The sequence below is a fragment of the Streptomyces sp. NPDC031340 genome (assembly GCF_055569945.1).
In genome coordinates, this window is sequence record NZ_JBVIIE010000023.1 from 54705 (window position 1) to 73831 (window position 19127).

The following is a 19127-nucleotide window of genomic DNA, read 5'->3' on the forward strand; positions in this document are numbered from 1 at the left end:
CGGTCACCCGGCTCCCTGCCCCCGCCGGTCACCTGGTTCTCTGCCCCGCCACGGCATCGCCGCGTGCCCCCGGTGGGACACCGCCCGTGGCGACCCGGACGGCCCGCGCTGCCTCCCGGTATTCGCTGGGCGACAGCCCGGTGGCCGCCCGGAAGGCCCGGGTGAACTCCGCGGGGCGGGGAAACCCCCACCGCGCGGCCACGGAGCGGATGCTGCGGTGGGCCAGCGAGGGGTCGGCGAGGTCCCGTCGGCAGCGGCTCAGCCGCTGCTCCCGGACGAAGGCTGAGACGGTCGTCCCCTGCTGCTGGAAGAGCCGCTGCACGGTGCGCGCCGAGAGGTGATGGGCGGCCGCGATCATCTCGGGGCCCAGCCCGTCCACGCCGAGATGCGCCTGGACGAAGGCGGTGAGCTGCAGAAACAGTGCCCGGGAACGGGTCTCGGGAGGCAGCCCCGACTCCCGCTCCAGGAGGTGGCCGACCAGGTGCGCGGTCAGGTCGACGGCCGTGGTTCCCAGCCGGGCCAGATCGACCGGGCCCAGGTGCCGGTGTTCCTCGGCGAGTTCCCGGAGCATGGTGGCGAGGAGCCGCCCCACTCCCTGCCGCCCCGGCAACGGCACCGCGAGCAGCCCGGCCAGGCGTTCCGCGGGAAAGGGCAGCAGCGTCTTCGGGAACTGGAGCAGCAGCGACCCGGAGCGGCCGCCATCGGTGGAGGCGGTCGCGGTGAACGGCCGCGAGCTGTCGTACAGGACGAGATCGCCCGGGCGCAGCACGGCCTGCCGCCGTTCCTGTTCGATGCCCTGCTCGCCGGAGAGCGTCACGGCGATCTGGTACAGCTCCGGGTCCGACTGCCGGATCAGCCGGGGAGTGCGCCGGGAGTCCAGCCGGGCGTAGGACATCTCGGAGAGCTGGACGGCACCGAGCCGCAGCACGCCGAGCCGGGCGCCGAACTCCGCCGGTGCGCTGATCTCCATGCGCGTCGGGACCAGCGACAGAGCCGTGGCCGCCGCCCACGCCTCGACACGCTGCGACGGGGGAACCTTGTCGCTGTCATACACCGTGATCACGCCGCGCAGCTCCGTCCGCCTCCGTGCAGTCCTCGACCATGGAGTCTGTCGGCAGCCGGAGCCCGGCAACAGCAGGATTCACGACAAACATGGACGTCTCACACCTCATGCGGCGCCCGGCGACACCGCTGTCCGGGCAGGCAGGCGGGTGACCGGATCGCAGCGGCAGTGCCGCCATGGTGCTGCTCGTACGTGCCCTTCCCGAGACCCGGCCGGCTCCTGGGGGTACCCGTCAGGGAAATGCGTAAGCGGAGGGAGCACCGATGTGGAAGCGCAGGAAAGCCGCCCGGGCCGCTCGGCCGGTCCGCCTGGAACTGTGCGACCTGTGCGCCGCCACGTTCCCCGGCAGCGAGGCGGTGACCGGGTACGTCCCCGACTCGTCCTCCGTACACCCGACCGACGACTGGTTCGACGGCTTGCGCCGGCTGACGGCCTGCAGCGACGCGCACTTCGCCGCCCTGAGCCGGGCGTACCGGGACCGGCCCTTCGTCCAGGAGGAACTCTGGGCGGCGAAGATCACCCGCGCCCTGACGTCCGGCCCGCCGGTCCAGACGACCGAGCAGCTCGGCTGCCGGACCGGGCTGCACGAGCCGGAGATCCGGCGTGCCGTCGCCTGGCACAACGAGCGGCTCAGGCGGAACCGAACCGGGCGCCCACCGTCGCCGTGATCCGCTGCCGGACGGAGCCAGCGGCAAGACGCCTGAGCGAGGGGGCCCGGGCGTCCGCGTTGTGGAACTCCGCCCAGTCCGGCGCGGTGTCCCCGTCCACCATGAACTCCAGCAGCACCGGTCCCCGGGCGGCGAGCGCGTCCTCCCAGATCCGGCCCACCTGGCCCTGCCGGTCGCAGCGGATCCCCGGCAGGCCGAGCAGCCGGGCGTACCGCGCGTACGAGACGGCGGGGACCTCGTCGGTCGCCGGGATGCGCGGATCCCCGGTGTCCTTGCGGCGTTCCCAGGTCAGCCGGCTGAGATCCTCGTTGTTGAGGACGCAGAAGACGGTGGGCGGCAGGTCGGCGAGCCGCTCCAGATGCCTGCGCACGGTGAGGAGTTCGTTCATCCCGCCCGCCTGCAGGGCGCCGTCCCCGATCAGGGCGATCACCGGGTGTTCCGGGAGGGCGAGCCGGGCGGCGACGGCGTAGGGAACGGCCGCTCCGGGTACGGCCAGGTGCCCGGACAGGGCGGCGCGCATTCCGCCTCGCAGTTCCAGGTGGCGGGTCCACCAGTCCACGGCGGATCCGGAATCGGTGACGACGACGGCGCGTTCCGGCAGCCGCTCGGACAGTTCGGCGACCACGGAGCGGGGGTTGACCGCCGTGCCGAAGAACCGGTGGGCCTTCGCGTGGCCTTCCGCACGCCACCGCCGGACCGCGCGCTCCACGTCCGAGCGCCATCCGCGGCCGGACTTGCGGTCGAGCAGGGGAATGAGCGTGCGCAGTGCGGTGGGCACGTCGCCCGTCACCCGGACGGCAGGGGGTCCGTCCGGCCCGACGGGAGACGCCTGGTCGTCCGCGTCCACGGTGACGATCCGGCGGCCGGCGGACTCCGGCACCAGCCCCGAATCGAAGTCCTCCGCCCCGGCCAGCAGCAGGGTGTCGCAGTCGCGGATCAGGGCGGCCGCCACCGGGCTGCCGAACGGACCGGCGATCCCGGTGATGTACGGCAGGTCGTCGGGCAGCACGTCCCGGGCGAGGTTCGTCTTGGCGACGCCGGCGCACAGCAGTTCCGCCACGCCGGTGACCTGGCCGGACGCCTCCGCGGCGCCCGGCCCGGCGACGATCGCGACCCTCCGGCCCGCGTTCAGGACGTCGGCCGCGCGCCGGACCTCCGGTTTCCCGGGCGGCCGGGCCGCCGGGCCGCGGGGCACGGGGGCGGCGTCACGCGGTGCTCGCGGCGCCGGCGCCTCCAGGACCCGGCGCGGAACGATCAGCGTGGCGACGGCGCGCCCGGCCGGCGCCGCTCCCAGGACACGCTCCAGCGCGTCTCCCGCCAGGGCGGGGTCGGAGACCGGCTCGCAGGAGGCGGACACCTCGGCGAAGTGCTGGGCCAGGCCGATGGCCGGCCGCCGGGCGCCGCCCGGCGGCGACGGTTCCCGGGCGACCACGGCGACCACCGGCCGGCGGTCCAGTGCCGCGTCGTACAGGCCGCCGAGGAGACGCAGCGCGCCCGAGCCCGTCGAGGCCAGGCAGCAGCCGGCGCGGCCGGTGAGCTTGGCGTGGGCGCAGGCCATCAGGGCGGCCGACTCCTCGTGCCGCGCCTGCACGAACTCCGGCGTTTCCCGCCCTCCGCGCAGAGCGGCCACCAGCGGGTCCAGTTCGCGGCCGGGCAGGCCGAAGACCCGTTTCCTGACCTTCTTCTTCCATCCGGACATGACCGAGCAGCCCTACACCGGCTCCTACGAGCCCCTGCTGGGCGTGATGACGTCGGAGGCCTACTCCTCGGTCCTGCACATCAGCTTCGACGTGCGCGGCGGGCTGCTGATGCGGCAGATCCACCACTGGGCCGCCCTGGTGTTCGTCGCCGCGATCGGCGTGCACCTGCTGCGGATCTTCTTCACGGGCGCGTTCCGGCGGCCCCGGGAAGTGAACCGGACGATCGGCGTGACGCTGTTCATGCTGGCCCTGCTGGAGGGGTTCTGCGGTTACTCGCTGCCCGACGACCTGCTCTCCGGGACGGGGCTGCGCACGGCCGAGGGCATCATGCTGTCGATCCCGGTCGTCGGCACGTATCTGCAGTTCTTCGTCTTCGGCGGCCAGTTCCCCGGGCAGGAGATCATCCCGCGTCTGTACGTGGCCCACATCCTGCTGCTGCCGGGGCTGCTGCTGGCTCTGGTCGTCGTCCACCTGTCCTTCGTCGTCCACCACAAGCACACCCAGTGGGCCCGGAAGGGCCGGACGAACCAGAACGTGGTCGGCAAGCCGCTCTACCCGCAGTACACCGCCAAGTCCGTCGGCCTGTTCTTCGTCCTGGGGGCCTGCTGGCCGCCCTCTCGGCCCTGATGCAGATCAACCCGATCTGGGCGTTCGGCCCCTACCGCGCCGGCCAGGTCTCGATCGACGCCCAGCCGGACTGGTACGTGGGCTTCCTGGAGGGCGCCCTGCGCCTGATGCCCGGCGCGGAGACCCGCTTCGCCGGGCACACCGTCGTGTGGGACGTCCTGCTGCCGGGCGTGGTGCTGCCCGTCACCCTGTTCGTCGTCCTGTACGGCTACCCCTGGTTCGAACGGTGGATCACCGGTCCCGCGCCCGAACAGCACCTGTGCGACCGCCCGCGCGACCAGCCCACCCGCACCGCCCTGGGCGTCGCCGCCGTCTCCGCCTACGCCGTGCTGCTGACGGCCGGCGGGCAGGACGTCATCGCGCTCGTCTTCAGGATCCCGCTGGAACTGGTGACGTACGTGCTGCGCGCCGCCCTGTTCGTGGTGCCCTTCCTCGCCTACCACGCCACCAAGCGCGCCTGCCTGGGACTGCAGGCGGCCGACCGCCGGCGCCTGCTGGAAGGCCGGACGACGGCGGAGGCACGGCAGAACGCCGACGGCGGGTACCAGCAGGCGCGCACCCTGCTGCCGCAGACCGAGGTCTACCGGATTCTCGTGCGTGATGCGCCGCGACCCCGGGCACACGGCACGGAGGCATGGCGCTGGTTCCACCGGCACCGTGTCCGCAACGCGCTCAGCCGGTGGTATTTCGCGAAGCGGGTGGAGCTGCCCGCCTCCGACGAGCAGCGGCACCGCATCGAGGTCGTCCGGGCCGGCCCCGGCCGGGCGGAGGAGGCCGACCAGTCGTGAGCGAGGAGGTCCGGGCATGACGGACGACACGGCCGCACCGGCGGACGGGACCGCCGCGGGCCCGGCCCGCGGCGACAACCTGCTCTCCGGCCCGCAGCCCGCGGTGGCACGCGCGGCCGGGTACGCCGCCCCTCCGCCCCGCATGGGCTTCTTCACCGACACCTCCGTGTGCATCGGCTGCAAGGCGTGCGAGGTGGCGTGCAAGGAGTGGAACGCGATCCCCGAGGACGGCCTGGAACTGACCGGCATGTCCTACGACAACACCCAGGGCCTCGGCGCCGACACCTGGCGGCACGTGGCCTTCATCGAGCAGCGCAAACCGCTGGGCGGGCAGGAACCCGGCGCCGGCCACGAGGCCGTCGACGTCTTCGCGGCCGCCGGGGAGCTGGGCGCCTCCGCCTCCTCCCCCGGACCCGGCGCCACCGTCCCCGCCCCCGGCTCGGCCCCGGCCGGCGCGCCGGCCGGGGGCATCTCTCCGGTGGCCCCGGACGGTCGCACCGAGCTTCGCTGGCTGATGTCCTCCGACGTGTGCAAGCACTGCACGCACGCGGCCTGCCTCGACGTGTGCCCGACCGGTTCGCTGTTCCGCACCGAGTTCGGCACGGTCGTCGTGCAGGAGGACGTGTGCAACGGCTGCGGCTACTGCGTGCCCGCCTGCCCGTACGGCGTCATCGACCAGCGCCCCGACGACGGACGCGTCTGGAAGTGCACCCTGTGCTACGACCGCCTCGGCGTCGGCATGGAACCGGCCTGCGCGAAGGCCTGCCCCACCGACTCCATCCAGTTCGGCCCGCTGGACGAACTGCGGGAGCGGGCGGCGGCCCGGGTCGCGCAGTTGCACGCGGCCGGGGTGGCGGACGCGCGTCTGTACGGCGAGGACCCGGCGGACGGCGTCGGCGGCGACGGCGCGTTCTTCCTGCTCCTCGACGAGCCGGAGGTCTACGGCCTGCCGCCCGACCCGGTCGTCACCACCCGTTCCCTGCCCGCCATGTGGCGGCACGCGGCGGCCGCCGCCGCGTCGCTGGCCGCTCTGGCCGCCGTCAGCTTCGTCAGGAGGCCGCGATGACCGGATCGCACGTCACCCGCGAGGGGGTCCAGGACGCTGCTCCGGGACGCGACGCCGTCACGGGCCAGCAGGCCGGGCGCCGTCGGCGGAGGCGTGGGCGCGGCGAGCGGGCCATGGTGCCGGACGCCGAGTTCTCCTCGTACTACGGCAAGCCGATCCTGAACAAGCCGACGTGGAAGGCCCTCGACATCGCGGGCTACCTCTGTCTCGGCGGACTCGCCGGGGCGTCGTCGCTGCTGGCCGCCGGGGGGCAGCTCACACACCGCCCCCGGACGGCCCGGGTGGCGAAGCTCGGAGCGGCGGGCGCCATGTCGCTGTCGCTGGCGGCGCTGGTGCACGACCTCGGCCGCCCGGCCCGATTCGTCAACATGCTCCGGATCTTCAAGCCCACCTCGCCCATGAACCTGGGGTCCTGGCTGCTGGCGGGCTACGCGCCGCTGACGATGGCCGCGGCCGCCGCCGACGTCGCGGGCCGGCACCGGCTCGTCAAGGCCGCGGGCGCCGCCGCCACCGCGGGCGCCGCCCTGCTCGGCCCGGCGGTCGCCACCTACACCGCCGTGCTGATCTCCGACACGGCGGTGCCGTCCTGGCACGAGGGTCACCGCGAGATGCCGTTCGTCTTCGCCGGCTCGGCCGCCACCGCGGGGGCCGGGCTGGCCCTGGCCTGCGCGCCGGTGCGGGAGACCGGGCCGGCGCGCCGTCTGGCCGTCCTGGGCGCCGCGCTGGAGCTGGGCTCGTTCCGGTTGATGAAGCGGCGCATGGGGCTGGCGGCCGAGCCCTTCGGGCAGGGCACGCCGCACCGGTTGCTGCGGTGTGCGGAGGCGCTGACGACGGGTGGCGCCGTGCTGGCGTCGTACGCGGGCCGCCGTGACTGTTCCGGCGGCCGTGCGCGGGTGCTCGCGGCAGGCGCGGGTGCGGCCCTGCTGACCGGTTCGGCGCTCCTGCGGTTCGGCGTGTTCCACGCCGGCGTGGCCTCCGCCGAGGACCCCAGGTACACCGTCGTACCGCAGCGGGAGCGGCTGGAGGCGCGGGCACGGTCCGGCGGCGACGGCTGAGCCTTTCGTGGGACCGGGGCCCAGCGTGGTGGCCGGGGCCCAGCGTGGTGGCCGGGGCTCAGCGGGCCGGCGGTTCGACGGCCGGCGCGGTGAGCGCGAGCGCCTCGGCCGCCTGCCGCTCCTCCCGGCTGATCCACGACCAGGTCACGGCGGCCGCGGCGACACCCAGCGGCAGCATCCCCACGATCATGGCGATCCCCTCCGCCGAGCGTCCCGCCGCGATCACCCCCACCGCGGGCAGGTCGAGCAGCGGGGCGGCCAGGAACAGGTAGAGGCAGCGGCCGGGGTCGCTGAGGCGGTGCCGGGTGTGCGCGACGACGGGCAACCAGAACACCGCCGCGGCCGCGAACAGGACGAGTTCGGACGCGAGCGTGACACCGGCGGGCATCGGACGCACCAGGCCGGCGAGCACCACCCAGGCGTGCAGCAGGACCAGCAGCGGCAGGGCGGCGCCGGCCGGCAGGCTCGACCACTGCCACAGCCGCGCCCGGCGGGTGAGCCGGACCAGGGCCGGCGCCACCACGGCGAGCATCAGGCCCGACAGCGCCATGGCGGCCACGGGCATGAGCCCGCCGCCGTGCGTCGAATGGTCCGTCACCGGCTCAGTCCTCCCGGGTGGACGTGCCGTGCACGGCGAGCGCCGCGGCCACCAGCAGCAGCGGGACGGCCAGGGACAGCAGCCACCACCCGTAGACGAACGCCAGCCCGACAAGGAGCAGCCCGAACGCGGCCGGCGCCACCGCGCCGGCCGACCGGTCCGGCACCCGGTAGCGGACGTGCTGGTCGGGCCCGGAGCGGGAGGAGAGCAGGACCAGCACGGCGGCCAGCTCCACCAGCATCACGACGGAGCCCCACAGCCAGTAGGTCAGCGAGTCCTCGCCGTACACCGCGAGGACCACGAGGAGCAGGCCGTTGAGCGCTCCCCAGCCGGCCACCACCACGAGGTAGGACAGGTGCCGTTTCACGACCGGCTCCGGTCGGCCGCGGCCTGCTCCCGCTGCCGCTGCCGCTGCCGGAGATCCAGCAGCGGGGCGAAACTGGTGACGGTGTGGCCGTAGAACCAGAACAGGTGCTGGTAGCCGATGTTCCACACGTTGGAGTCGAAGACCGACGGGTCGGCGCGCCCGACGGCCAGCAGCACGAGGGCGGCCAGCAGGGCGGGGAAGGCGCCGATCACCATCAGGCAGCTGACGATCATCGACCAGGAGAAGACGGGCAGCCGCAGCATCGTCATGCCGTGGGTGCGTCTGCGCAGCACCGTCCACAGCACGGCCCAGCCCATGATGATCGTCCCGGTGATCGCCGCGAAGACGCCGACGATCCACAGGTCGGACCCGACGCCGGGCGAGTGGTCGCTGTCGGCCAGCGGCGGGTAGGAGAACCAGCCACTGGCATGCGCTCCCCCTGATCGCTCCCGTCATGGGTTCGAAACCGGGGCCATGCGGACATTACGGGCAGGCCGGAAGGTCCGCGAGCAGACACACCGCTGCCGGGAGTGCCCGGACGTCCAGGGCTGACACCTGTCGCGCGCGAAGCCCCGGTTTCGGGTCCGGCCGCCCGGGTACTCCAGCGTTCCTCGCCGAAGGGCACCACCGAAGGGGCAGCTGTCATGGGCGTCCGCACATGGATCGACTCCTGGCCGGTCTACCGCCAGCTCAAGGGCACCGACCCGCTGGGCCGCGGGGCCGCCGCCAAGAGCGGTGCCAGCGCGCGCCTCACCCCTCGGGTAGCCACCGCCGACCGGGTGGTGAAGTCGGCAGCCGCAGCATCGTCATGCCGTGGGTGCGTCTGCGCAGCACCGTCCACAGCACGGCCCAGCCCATGATGATCGTCCCGGTGATCGCCGCGAAGACGCCGACGATCCACAGGTCGGACCCGACGCCGGGCGAGTGGTCGCTGTCGGCCAGCGGCGGGTAGGAGAACCAGCCACTGGCATGCGCTCCCCCTGATCGCTCCCGTCATGGGTTCGAAACCGGGGCCATGCGGACATTACGGGCAGGCCGGAAGGTACGCGAGCAGACACACCGCTGCCGGGAGTGCCCGGACATCCGGGGCTGACACCTGTCTCGCGCGAAGCCCCGGTTTCGGGTCCGGCCGCCCGGGTACTCCAGCGTTCCTCGCCGAAGGGCACCACCGAAGGGGCAGCTGTCATGGGCGTCCGCACATGGATCGACTCCTGGCCGGTCTACCGCCAGCTCAAGGGCACCGACCCGCTGGGCCGCGGGGCCGCCGCCAAGAGCGGTGCCAGCGCGCGCCTCACCCCTCGGGTAGCCACCGCCGACCGGGTGGTGAAGTTGGTCTGCCCCTACTGCGCCGTGGGCTGCGGCCAGAACGTCTACGTCGAGGGCGACCGCGTCACGCAGATCGAGGGCGACCCGGACTCCCCCATCTCCCGCGGCCGGCTGTGCCCCAAGGGCTCGGCCAGCCTCCAGCTGACCACCGGAAGCGCACGCGAGCAGCACGTCCTGTACCGGCGCCCGCACGGCACCCGCTGGGAGCGCCTGGACCTGGACACGGCGATGGAGATGATCGCCGACCGGGTCGTCAGGACGCGCCGCGCCGGCTGGCAGTGGGAGGTCGACGCGGCCCGCACCCGGCGCACGCTCGGCATCGCGAGCCTGGGCGGGGCCACGCTCGACAACGAGGAGAACTACCTGATCAAGAAGCTGTTCACCGCCCTGGGAGCAGTGCAGATCGAGAACCAGGCGCGGGTTTGACACTCCTCCACGGTTCCCGGTCTGGGAACCTCGTTCGGACGCGGCGGCGCGACCACCTTCCAGCAGGACCTGCAGCACTCCGACTGCATCGTCATCCAGGGCTCGAACATGGCCGAGTGCCATCCGGTCGGGTTCCAGTGGGTGATGGAGGCCAAGGCCCGCGGAGCGAAGGTGATCCACGTCGACCCGCGCTTCACCCGCACCAGCGCGCTGGCCGACGTGCACGTGCCGCTGCGGGCGGGCAGCGACATCGCTTTCCTCGGCGGGATCATCAACCACGTCCTGCGTAACGACAAGTACTTCCGCGACTACGTGGTCGCGTACACCAACGGGCCCGTCGTCCTGCGGGAGGACTTCCGCGACCCCGAGGACCTCGACGGCGTCTTCTCCGGCCTCGACCCCGACACCCGCAGCTACGACAACGGCAGCTGGCAGTACGCGGGCACGGAGGTCCAGGCGGCCTCCGGCGCACGGGACCAGCAGTACGACGAGCGCACCCGCGGCGGCAGTTCGGTGGCGGAGGCGGCGCGCGGCGAGGCCCACGGGTCGGGCGGCGCGGACATCGGCGAGGGCGAACCCGAACGGGACGACACGCTCACCCATCCGCGCTGTGTCTTCCAGGTCCTCAAACGGCACTACGCCCGCTACACACCCGAGGCGGTCGAGCAGGTCTGCGGTGTGCCGCAGGACCTGTTCCGGCAGGTGTGCGAGCTGGTCACGGAGAACTCCGGCCGGGACCGCACCACCGCCTTCGCCTACGCGGTCGGATGGACGCAGCACACCGTGGGCGTCCAGTACATCCGCGCGGCGTCCGTCCTGCAGAGCCTGCTCGGCAACATCGGCCGGCCTGGCGGCGGCATCCTCGCCCTGCGGGGGCACGCCTCCATCCAGGGCTCGACGGACATCCCCACCCTGTTCAACCTGCTGCCCGGCTACATCCCGATGCCGCACGCCCACCAGCAGCAGGACCTGGACACGTTCGTGCGGGCCGAGGCGGCCCGCAAGGGCTACTGGGGCAACATGCGGTCGTACCTCGTCAGTCTGCTCAAGGCCTACTGGGGAGAGGCCGCGACCGAGGAGAACGACTTCTGCTTCGACTACCTGCCGCGGCTGACCGGCTCCCACTCCACCTACGAGACGGTGATGGCCCAGCTGGACGGTACCTGCAAGGGCTACTTCCTGATGGGCGAGAACCCCGCGGTCGGCTCGGCCAACGCCAAGCTGCAGCGCCTGGGCATGGCGAACCTGGACTGGCTCGTCGTACGGGACTTCTCCCTCATCGAGTCGGCCACCTGGTGGCAGGACGGCCCCGAGATCGAGACGGGTGAGCTGCGCACCGAGGACATCGGCACCGAGGTGTTCTTCCTGCCGGCCGCCGCGCACACCGAGAAGGACGGCAGCTTCACCAACACCCAGCGGCTGCTGCAGTGGCACCACCAGGCCGTCGAACCGCCCGGCGAGGCGCGCAGCGACCTGTGGTTCACCTACCACCTCGGACGGCTCGTCCGGCAGCGGCTCGCCGCCTCCACCGATCCCATGGACCGGCCCGTGCTGGACCTCACCTGGGACTACCCGACGAAGGGCGAGCACGCCGAGCCGAACGCCGTGGCCGTCCTCGCGGAGATCAACGGCCACGACGCCGAGGGCAACCCCCTGGCCTCGTACGAGCAGTTGCGCGACGACGGCTCCACGGCCTGCGGCTGCTGGATCTACTGCGGCGTCCAGGCCGACGGCGTCAACCAGGCCGCGCGCCGCAAGCCCGGCGGGGAGCAGAACTGGGTCGCGGCCGAGTGGGGCTGGGCCTGGCCCGCCAACCGCCGCATCCTCTACAACCGCGCCTCCGCCGACCCGGACGGCAAACCGTGGAGCGAGCGCAAGGCGCTGGTGTGGTGGGACGCGGAGCGGGGCGAGTGGGCCGGCCACGACATCCCCGACTTCAAGAAGGACAAGTCCCCCGACCACCGGCCGCCGGCCGACGCCCGCGGGCCCGAGGCCCTGTCGGGCACCGACGCGTTCATCATGCAGGCCGACGGCAAGGCGTGGCTGTACGTGCCGTCCGGCCTCACCGACGGCCCGCTGCCCACCCACTACGAGCCGCAGGACTCGCCCTTCCCCAACCTGCTGTACGGCCGGCAGCGCAACCCGGTGCGGCAGTTGCTGCCGCCCCACCCGGACAACCGCTACCAGCCCAGCGGCGACGCGCCCGGCTCGGAGGTGTTCCCGTTCGTGGCCACCACCTACCGGCTGACCGAGCACCACACCGCGGGCGGCATGTCGCGCTGGCAGCCCTACCTGGCGGAGCTGCAGCCGGAGTTCTTCTGCGAGGTCTCCCCCCAACTCGCCGCCGAGCGCGGTCTGGAGCACACCGGCTGGGCGACGATCGTCAGCGCGCGCGGGGTGATCGAGGCACGGGTGCTGGTCACCGACCGGGTGCCGCCCCTGGCCGTGCACGGGCGCACGCTGCACCAGGTGGGACTGCCCTACCACTGGGGGCCGAACGGCTACAGCACCGGGGACGCGGCAAACGAGCTGATGCACATCTCCCTCGACCCGAACACCCACATCCAGGAGAGCAAGGCGTTCGCCGTCGACATTCGGCCGGGACGCCGGCCCAGGGGCCCGGCCGCGGTGGAGCTGGTGGCGGGCTACCGGGTACGGGCGGGCATCGACGAGCACACCGGCACGGAGCCCTGAGCCCGGTCACCGCCTCGGCCGCGGCCCGGTCAGGTCAGGCGGGTCGGGCTCCGTAGACGCGGTAGGGCTCGGCGTCGGCCCACTTGACCTCCAGGCCGAGGCCGGGCCGTCCGGGGTCGGGCCGCAGGGCGCCGTCCTCGGGCTCGAGGGTGCCGTCGAACAGCAGCCGCTCGACGCGGACGTGGTCGTGGAAGTACTCCAGGTGCCGCAGTCGGCGTACCGCGCAGAAGGCGTGGGCGGAGAGCGCCGGGGCGCAGTGGGCGGACAGGTCGAGGTGGCGGGCCGCCGACAGGCCGCCCGCCTCCAGCACCGCCGTGATGCCTCCGCAGCGGGTCACGTCGGCCTGCAGGCAGTCCACCGCGGGGGGCTCCAGGAGGTTGACGAAGTCCCGCGTCGTGAAGGCGTACTCGCCGGCCGCGATCTCCAGGCGCTCCGGGCCCCGGTCGCGCAGCATGCGCAGCCCTTCCAGGTCGGCCGAGCTGACGGGTTCCTCCAGCCATCGCACGTCCCACTCGTCGTGGAACCTGCGCGCCCAGTACAGCGCCTCCTTGCGCTCGAGCGCGCCGTTGGCGTCCGTGAAGATCTCCGGCTCGTCGCCGACCGCCCTGCGGACGGCGGTCAGCCGCCGCGGGTCGCGCCCGGGATCGCGCGAGGTCTTGAGCTTCACCCGGGGAATGCCCTGGCCGACCCATCCGGCGAGCTGCTCGGCGAGCCGGTCGAGCGGGTAGTTCGTGAAGCCGCCGCTGCCGTAGACCGGCACCCGGTCGTGGTAGGCGGGCAGGAGACGGATCAGCGGCAGGCCCAGCAGTTTCGCCTTGAGGTCCCACAGCGCCACGTCGGCCGCGGAGCGGGCCATGGCTCCGACACCGGGCCGGCCCGCGTTGCGGATCTGCGTCCCCATGCGGTGCCACAGCAGCGGCACCGCGGTGACGGGCTGGCCCTTCAGCAGCGGGGCGAGCTGGGAGGCCACGAAGGAGGCGACGGACGCGTCCCCGTAGGTGTAGCCGAGGCCGGTGGCGCCTCCGGCGTGCACCCGGACCAGAACCATGGTGGTGGCGTCCCACTCCAGCGTCCCGTCCTGTTCCCTGCCGTCGGGGCCGTCGGTGGGCACCTCGAAGGCGTGCACGTCGACCGCGTCGACCCGGCACTCCTCCAGTGCCGCTCCTGCCGTGCCCGCGGCACCGGTCACGAAGACCGCCCCGGCACGTGCGCCACCGCCTCGGTGAGCTTCTGGCGCATGCCCTTCGCCGCGATGCCCAGCCCTTCCGGGTCCCGCACGGCCGCCTTGGCGGCCTTCTTGGCCTGCGTCTTCATGATGTGCGGCGGGATCGGCGCGATCTCCGGGTCGACCTTGAACTCCAGCACCACCGGCCGGTCGGAGGCCAGCGCCTCGTCCCACGCCTTGCCGATCTTCCTCGGCTTGTCGCAGTACAGGCCCTTGAGGCCGATGAGTTCGGCGTACCGGGCGTACGGGACGTCCGGAATGGTCTGGGAGCCGGGGAACTTGGGGTCACCGGCCATGGCGCGCTGTTCCCAGGTGACCTGGTTCAGGTCCTGGTTGTTGAAGACGCAGAAGATCAGCGGTGCCGGGCCGGACAGCCGGTCCAGGTACCGCTTGACGGTGATCATCTCGTTCATGCCGTTCATCTGGAACGCGCCGTCCCCGATGAAGGCGATGACCGGCCGGTCGGGGTAGGCGAACCGCGCGGCGATGGCGTACGGGGTGCCCGGCCCCATGGTGGCCAGCGTGCCCGACAGCGATGCCTGCATCCCCTGGCGCAGTTTCAGGTGGCGCGCCCACCAGTTCGTGCCGGAGCCGGAGTCGGCGGTCAGGATGACGTCGTCCGGCAGCCGGGGCGAGAGTTCCGCGGCCACCGCCTGAGGGTTGATGGTCTTTCCGAAGTGCTGGTCCGCGCGCTTGCGGCAGACCGTGTTCCACTCGGCGACGTCCTTCTCGATCTTCTTCCGCCAGCCGCGGTCCTCCTTGCGGCGCAGCAGCGGCAGCAGGGCCCTGAGGGTCTCCTTGGCGTCCCCGACGAGGTGGGCGTCCATGGGGTAGCGGATACCGATCATCCGCCCGTCGATGTCGATCTCCACGCCGTGGGCCTGGCCCTCGTCGGGCAGCCACTCCGAGTACGGGAAACTGCTGCCGATCATGAAGAGGGTGTCGCAGCCGCGGATCATGTCGTCGCTGGCCTTGCTGCCGAGCAGGCCGATGGGCCCGGTGACGAACGGGAGGTCGTCGGGCAGCACCTCCCGGCCCAGCAACGCCTTCGCCACCCCCGCCCCCAGCAGCTCGGCCGCCTCGGCGACCTCGTCCTCCGCGTGGGCGGCTCCCTGGCCGATGATCATGGCGACCTTGCGGCCGGCATTCAGGACGCCGGCCGCCCTGCGCAGCTCCTCCTCGTCGGGCAGCAGGAGCGGGCGGCTCCAGCCGACGCTGGAGAACACCGACCCGTGCTTCTTCGGCGGCGAGGGCTGGGCCTCCTCCTCCTGGACATCGCTGGGGATGATGACCGTGGCTACGCCGCGCATGGTGAGCGCGGTCTTGAACGCCCGGTCGACGACGTGCCGCGCCTGCGCCGGGTGCGACACCGTCTGGCAGTACTCGGACACGTCCGCGAACAGCTGCTGAAGGGCGATCTCCTGCTGGTAGTGGGCGCCGAGTGACAGCCGCTTCTGCTGGCCGACCACGGCGACGACGGGCTGGTGGTCCAGCTTGGCGTCGTACAGGCCGTTGAGCAGATGCACCGCGCCGGGGCCCGACGTGGCGGTGCAGCAGCCGACTTCGCCGGTGAACTTGGCGTGGGCGCACGCCATGAAGGCCGCCATCTCCTCGTGCCGGGCCTGGATGAACTCGGGCTCCCCCTGCGCCCGGTCGAAGGCGCCGAGCAGCGCGTTGATCCCGTCGCCGGGATAGCCGTACACCCTGTGCACGCCCCATTCCCGCAGGCGCTGCAGCACGAAGTCGGCGACCAGCGTCATGACGTAACTCCCTCGGACGCAGCTGTATGTGCCCAGTGGGTGACCCGCGGCCGGGACGCGTAAACGGTGAAGCGCGGTCCGCCACTCTCCCGGAGCGGGGGCGGTGGCCCGCCGGGCCGGCGCGCGGATCAGCGGGCCCCGCCCGGGGCCGGCGGCGCGCGTCACCCCCTTGGCGGCCGACTTCTCGCGGCCCCGGTTCACGGCGGGTTTTCATGGCACCCGTAACGGGTGACTTCGAGGGATCGAGTGAACAGCCCGGCTCCCCGCGGGACCTGGCCTGCCACGTCCCGTCACCCGAGACCGCCGGTCGCCGCCCGCCGCTTGCCGGGCGGCGGTGCGCGACGGCATCCGCCGTCATCCCACAGCCGGCCCGACCTCTCCGGAGTCCCATGTCTTCCTCAGCCGCCGGCCCGCTCCGGCCCCGCGACGCCACCGCTGCGGCGGAACCGTCTTCCGGGCGGTTCGACGAGCTGATGCGCGAGATGGCGGAGCAGCCCCCGGGACCCCGGCGCGCCGCCCTGCGGGACGAGGTCCTGCTTCTGATGCTGCCGCTGGCCCGCCGGGTGGCGCGCCGCTACCGGCACCGCGGGGAGGACCTCGACGATCTGGTCCAGGTCGCCTCACTCGGGCTGGTCAAGGCCGTCGACGGGTACGACCCGGCGCTCGGGCACGCCTTCCTGTCGTACGCGCTCCCGAAGGTGATCGGTGAGCTGCGGCGGCACCTGCGCGACCGCACCGCGACGGTACGGCTTCCCCGCCCGCTGCACGAGGCGAGCCGCCAGGTCTTCCAGGCCGTCGAGGAGCTCGAGCAGCGCCTCGGCGGCTGCCCGCCCACCACTGAGCAGGTGGCGGAGCACACCGGGCTCGAACCCCACCGCGTGCGGTCCGCGCTGCGCGCGGTGCACGAGTGCCGTCCGCGTTCCCTGGACGAACCGGCCGCGCTCGACCAGGACTCCCCGCTCGCCTGTCTGATCGGCGCCGAGGACGCGGCGCTCGGCCGGGTCCTCGACACCCTGACGGTGACGTCCCTGGTGAAGCGGTTGCCGGAGCGCGACCGCCGGGTGCTCTACCTGCGTTTCTACCGGGAACAGACCCAGCAGCAGATCGCGGACGCCATCGGTGTCTCGCAGATGCAGGTCTCGCGCATCCTGCGGCGCTGCCTCGAACGGCTCCGGGAGGCCCTTCTGGCGACCGAGCCGCTGACCGCGGACGGCGAGCGGGCGCGGCGGCCGGCCGCCGACGGGGCCGCCCGGCAGGCGCCCCCTCCCCGCCGTTCCCGCCGCCGGGCGGAGCCGGCGCGTCCCGTGGGGCCGGGCGGTCCGGCAGACGCGATGGCCGGCCCCACGGCCGGCACGGAGCCGGGACCGGGCCGTCCGGACAGCGGACGGGACGCCGCCGCGAGCAGGCTCGCGGTCCGTCGGCCGTGTTTCGCGCACGGCCCCCGGTACCGCGCGGTACGACGGTCCGTCCGCACGCTGTCGCTGCGCATCGGCCCGGGAAGGGCGGGAAGGGGCGGGGACGCGGTGGGCGGCGGCGGCCGCCGGACGCGTGTCGGGACCGTGCGGCGAACGGCGGCGGCGCGGCGGGCCGCCGCGACCGCGCACGCCGCACGCCCCGGCGCGACCGCCCGCCCCGGCAAGACCGCAGACTCCGGCGAGGCAGCACACCCCGGCGAGACCGCGCGGCCGCCTCCTGCCGCCGGGTGCCCGCGCAGACAGCTTCGGGCCGCAGAAGACGACCGGTCGCCCGACCGTCGAAGACGCCGGGGCGGCCGGCGGCCGGACGACTGACACACCGTCGTCGGCCTGCATGCCGTTATCGCGTTGCACGCTGTCGTCGCACTGCCCCGCGTCATCGCGTTGCACGCCGTCGTCGACCCGCAGGCCGTCGTCGACCCGCAGGCCGTCGTCGCACTGCCCGCCGTCATCGCACTGTCCGCCGCAGAGCCCTCCGGGTGAGGTGTCATGAACGACAGATCGCGCACGCGGGCCGCGCCCGACCGGGCCTGCCTGCCGCATGTCCTGCGGGAGTACGCCTTCATCGCCGACGGCGAGCGCGGGGCGGTGGTGGATCCGGACGGCAGGATCGTGTGGCTGTGCGCGCCGCTCTGGCACAGTGACGCGGTGTTCTCGGCACTGATCGGGGGCGCCGGGCACTTCGCGGTGGAGCCCGCGGATCGTTGGCACGTGTGGGGTGGCGCCTACGAGGAGGGCACCCTCATCCACGTGAGCCGGTGGGTGAGCGGCGACTCCGTGATCGAGTGCCGCGACGCCCTGGCGATGCCGGCCTCCGCCGGCCGTCTCGTCCTGCTGCGCCGGATGCGGGTCGTACGGGGCGAGGCGTTGCTGCGGCTGGAACTGGACCCGCGTCCGGGCTTCGGCGCGCACCGCATGCGGGATCCCCGCCTGGAGGGCGATGCGTGGACCGCCTCGGGCGAGGGGCTGCGGCTGCGGCTCCTCGGCGCCCCTGGCGCGTCGTGGCATCCGGACACCGGCCTGCGCGGCGAGTTCCGGCTGCGCCGGGGGCAGCAGCACGACCTGGTGCTGGAACTGTCCACCGGCCCCGGCCGGCCTCGCCTCGACCCGGCGGAACTGTGGCGGACCACCGAGCGGGAGTGGCGGCGCGCCGTACCGGACTGCTCCGCCTTCGCCGCCCCTCGCGACGCGGCGCACGCGTACGCCGTCCTGTACGGGCTGACCAGCTCCGCGGGCGGCATGGTCGCGGCCGCCACCACCTCCCTGCCGGAGCGGGCCAACACCGGGCGCAACTACGACTACCGCTACGCCTGGCTGCGGGACCAGTGCTACGCGGGCCTCGCGGTCGCCGCGCACGGGCCGCACGAACTCCTCGACCGCGCCGTACGGTTCACCGCCGACCGCATCCTCGCCGACGGCGACCGGGTACGGCCCGCCTACACGGTGTCCGGGGAGCCGATGCCCGGGGAGCGCGCGCTGTCGCTGCCCGGCTACCCGGGCGGCAGCGACCGGATCGGCAACCACGCGGCCGCGCAGTTCCAGCTCGACACCTTCGGTGAGGCGTTGCAGCTGTTCGCGGCCGCCGCGCGGCACGACCGGCTCACCGCGGACGCGGAGGCCGCGGCGCGGATCGCCGTCGACGCCGTGGAACGCCGCTGGCGGGAGCCCGATGCCGGGCTGTGGGAGCTGGAGAACCGGTTCTGGACGCATTCGCGGCTCAGCGTGGTGTGCGGGCTGCGCCGGATCGCCGACGTGCTGCCCGCCGGAACGGGCCGGCGCTGCGCCGGGATCGCCGACACCGTCCTGGCGGAGACCCGCCGACGCTGCCTGCACCCGGACGGGTACTGGCGACGGGCCGCGGACGACGACGGGCCCGAGGCGGCGCTGCTCGTGCCGCTGGCGCGGGGATGCGCGGACGCCGGCGACCCCAGCGCCGCGCGCACCCTCGAGCGCGTCGAGGGCCGGCTGGCCGAGGACGGATACCTGTACCGCTTCGGTCATGCCGGGGAACCGCTCGGCGAGGCCGAGGGCGCCTTCCTGCTGTGCGGGTTCCACATGGCGCTGGCCGCCCACCGCCTGGGCGACCCGATCGGCGCCTTCCGCTGGTTCGAACGCACCCGGGCGGCCTGCGGACCGCCCGGGCTGTTCGCGGAGGAGTACGACGTGCGTCAGCGCCAGATGCGGGGCAACCTGCCCCAGGCGTTCGTCCACGCCCTGCTGCTGGAGTGCGCGGTCCGCCTCGCCGGGGCGTCGACCGAGCCGTAGCGAGCGCGCCGGCCGGGTCTGCCG

The 19127-nt window shown here is 73.6% G+C and carries 15 protein-coding genes and 1 pseudogene; 8 read left to right on the forward strand and 8 right to left on the reverse strand.

Annotated features, from left to right (window positions below):
* Positions 1-28 precede the first annotated feature (28 nt).
* Complete coding sequence (locus tag ACZ5GT_RS19545; RefSeq protein ID WP_469025486.1) at positions 29-1063, reverse strand: AraC-like ligand-binding domain-containing protein; 1035 nt, start codon at positions 1061-1063, stop codon at positions 29-31.
* Positions 1064-1326: 263 nt separating this feature from the next.
* On the opposite strand from ACZ5GT_RS19545, the gene ACZ5GT_RS19550 reads away from it, so the two are divergent.
* The gene (locus ACZ5GT_RS19550) at positions 1327-1731 is read left to right on the forward strand and encodes a hypothetical protein (RefSeq protein WP_469025493.1); all 405 of its coding nucleotides are present in this window, start codon (positions 1327-1329) and stop codon (positions 1729-1731) included.
* On the opposite strand, the gene ACZ5GT_RS19555 is transcribed toward ACZ5GT_RS19550, so the two are convergent.
* Positions 1694-3430, reverse strand: a complete 1737-nt coding sequence (locus ACZ5GT_RS19555; RefSeq protein ID WP_469025499.1) for a thiamine pyrophosphate-binding protein — start codon at positions 3428-3430, stop codon at positions 1694-1696. The two genes, ACZ5GT_RS19550 and ACZ5GT_RS19555, sit on opposite strands and share 38 nt — an antisense overlap.
* On the opposite strand from ACZ5GT_RS19555, the pseudogene qcrB reads away from it, so the two are divergent.
* The 3 genes and pseudogenes from qcrB to nrfD all read left to right on the forward strand — a co-directional run.
* Positions 3402-4846: pseudogene (gene qcrB / locus ACZ5GT_RS19560) on the forward strand (cytochrome bc1 complex cytochrome b subunit); the annotation flags it as partial. The gene ACZ5GT_RS19555 and the pseudogene qcrB overlap by 29 nt on opposite strands.
* Before the next feature lie 16 nt (positions 4847-4862).
* The gene (locus ACZ5GT_RS19565; RefSeq protein ID WP_469025506.1) at positions 4863-5912 is read left to right on the forward strand and encodes a 4Fe-4S dicluster domain-containing protein; all 1050 of its coding nucleotides are present in this window, start codon (positions 4863-4865) and stop codon (positions 5910-5912) included.
* On the forward strand, positions 5909-6967 hold the full coding sequence (gene nrfD, locus ACZ5GT_RS19570; protein WP_469025513.1) for an NrfD/PsrC family molybdoenzyme membrane anchor subunit: 1059 nt from the start codon (positions 5909-5911) through the stop codon (positions 6965-6967). Before ACZ5GT_RS19565 ends, nrfD begins: the two co-directional genes overlap by 4 nt.
* A 58-nt stretch (positions 6968-7025) precedes the next feature.
* Here nrfD and ACZ5GT_RS19575 read toward each other — a convergent pair whose 3' ends face one another.
* The 4 genes from ACZ5GT_RS19575 to ACZ5GT_RS19590 form a co-directional block, all read right to left on the reverse strand.
* Complete coding sequence (locus ACZ5GT_RS19575) at positions 7026-7565, reverse strand: hypothetical protein (protein WP_469025516.1); 540 nt, start codon at positions 7563-7565, stop codon at positions 7026-7028.
* Positions 7566-7569: 4 nt separating this feature from the next.
* Positions 7570-7932 carry a hypothetical protein gene (locus ACZ5GT_RS19580; protein WP_469025519.1) on the reverse strand — a complete coding sequence of 121 codons (363 nt, stop codon included), beginning with the start codon at positions 7930-7932 and terminating at the stop codon, positions 7570-7572.
* Positions 7929-8333 carry a cbb3-type cytochrome c oxidase subunit I gene (locus ACZ5GT_RS19585; protein WP_469025762.1) on the reverse strand — a complete coding sequence of 135 codons (405 nt, stop codon included), beginning with the start codon at positions 8331-8333 and terminating at the stop codon, positions 7929-7931. Before ACZ5GT_RS19585 ends, ACZ5GT_RS19580 begins: the two co-directional genes overlap by 4 nt.
* A gap of 349 nt (positions 8334-8682) precedes the next feature.
* On the reverse strand, positions 8683-8874 hold the full coding sequence (locus tag ACZ5GT_RS19590) for a hypothetical protein (protein ID WP_469025765.1): 192 nt from the start codon (positions 8872-8874) through the stop codon (positions 8683-8685).
* Between the two features lie 243 nt (positions 8875-9117).
* Between ACZ5GT_RS19590 and fdh the strand changes: the two genes are divergently transcribed.
* On the forward strand, positions 9118-12378 hold the full coding sequence (gene fdh / locus ACZ5GT_RS19595; RefSeq protein WP_469025522.1) for a formate dehydrogenase: 3261 nt from the start codon (positions 9118-9120) through the stop codon (positions 12376-12378).
* Between the two features lie 34 nt (positions 12379-12412).
* Here the strand turns inward: fdh and ACZ5GT_RS19600 are convergent, their stop codons facing one another.
* Both ACZ5GT_RS19600 and ACZ5GT_RS19605 read right to left on the reverse strand, forming a co-directional pair.
* Positions 12413-13567 (reverse strand): enolase C-terminal domain-like protein, encoded by a 1155-nt coding sequence (locus tag ACZ5GT_RS19600; protein ID WP_469025528.1) that lies wholly within the window; start codon positions 13565-13567, stop codon positions 12413-12415.
* Positions 13564-15363 (reverse strand): thiamine pyrophosphate-requiring protein, encoded by a 1800-nt coding sequence (locus tag ACZ5GT_RS19605; protein WP_469025533.1) that lies wholly within the window; start codon positions 15361-15363, stop codon positions 13564-13566. The genes ACZ5GT_RS19600 and ACZ5GT_RS19605 overlap by 4 nt, the downstream gene beginning before the upstream one ends.
* A 389-nt stretch (positions 15364-15752) precedes the next feature.
* Between ACZ5GT_RS19605 and ACZ5GT_RS19610 the strand changes: the two genes are divergently transcribed.
* From ACZ5GT_RS19610 to ACZ5GT_RS19620, 3 genes are read left to right on the forward strand one after another with little or no spacing between them, the layout of a single operon-like run.
* Positions 15753-17153: a sigma-70 family RNA polymerase sigma factor gene (locus ACZ5GT_RS19610; protein WP_469025538.1), complete on the forward strand. Its 1401-nt coding sequence runs from the start codon at positions 15753-15755 to the stop codon at positions 17151-17153.
* A 33-nt stretch (positions 17154-17186) separates the two neighbouring features.
* Complete coding sequence (locus tag ACZ5GT_RS19615) at positions 17187-17321, forward strand: hypothetical protein (RefSeq protein WP_469025541.1); 135 nt, start codon at positions 17187-17189, stop codon at positions 17319-17321.
* Between the two features lie 6 nt (positions 17322-17327).
* A complete protein-coding gene (locus ACZ5GT_RS19620; protein ID WP_469025545.1) occupies positions 17328-19103 on the forward strand; it encodes a glycoside hydrolase family 15 protein in 1776 nt (591 codons plus the stop codon).
* Positions 19104-19127: the final 24 nt, after the last annotated feature.

Bases quoted from the DNA above. Each gene is read 5' to 3' on its own strand.
- ACZ5GT_RS19550 (WP_469025493.1), top strand. From the start codon at position 1,327: ATGTGGAAGCGCAGGAAAGCCGCCCGGGCCGCTCGGCCGGTCCGCCTG.
- ACZ5GT_RS19555 (WP_469025499.1), bottom strand. From the start codon at position 3,430: ATGTCCGGATGGAAGAAGAAGGTCAGGAAACGGGTCTTCGGCCTGCCC.
- ACZ5GT_RS19565 (WP_469025506.1), top strand. From the start codon at position 4,863: ATGACGGACGACACGGCCGCACCGGCGGACGGGACCGCCGCGGGCCCG.
- nrfD (WP_469025513.1), top strand. From the start codon at position 5,909: ATGACCGGATCGCACGTCACCCGCGAGGGGGTCCAGGACGCTGCTCCG.
- ACZ5GT_RS19605 (WP_469025533.1), bottom strand. From the start codon at position 15,363: ATGACGCTGGTCGCCGACTTCGTGCTGCAGCGCCTGCGGGAATGGGGC.
- ACZ5GT_RS19610 (WP_469025538.1), top strand. From the start codon at position 15,753: ATGTCTTCCTCAGCCGCCGGCCCGCTCCGGCCCCGCGACGCCACCGCT.
- ACZ5GT_RS19620 (WP_469025545.1), top strand. From the start codon at position 17,328: ATGAACGACAGATCGCGCACGCGGGCCGCGCCCGACCGGGCCTGCCTG.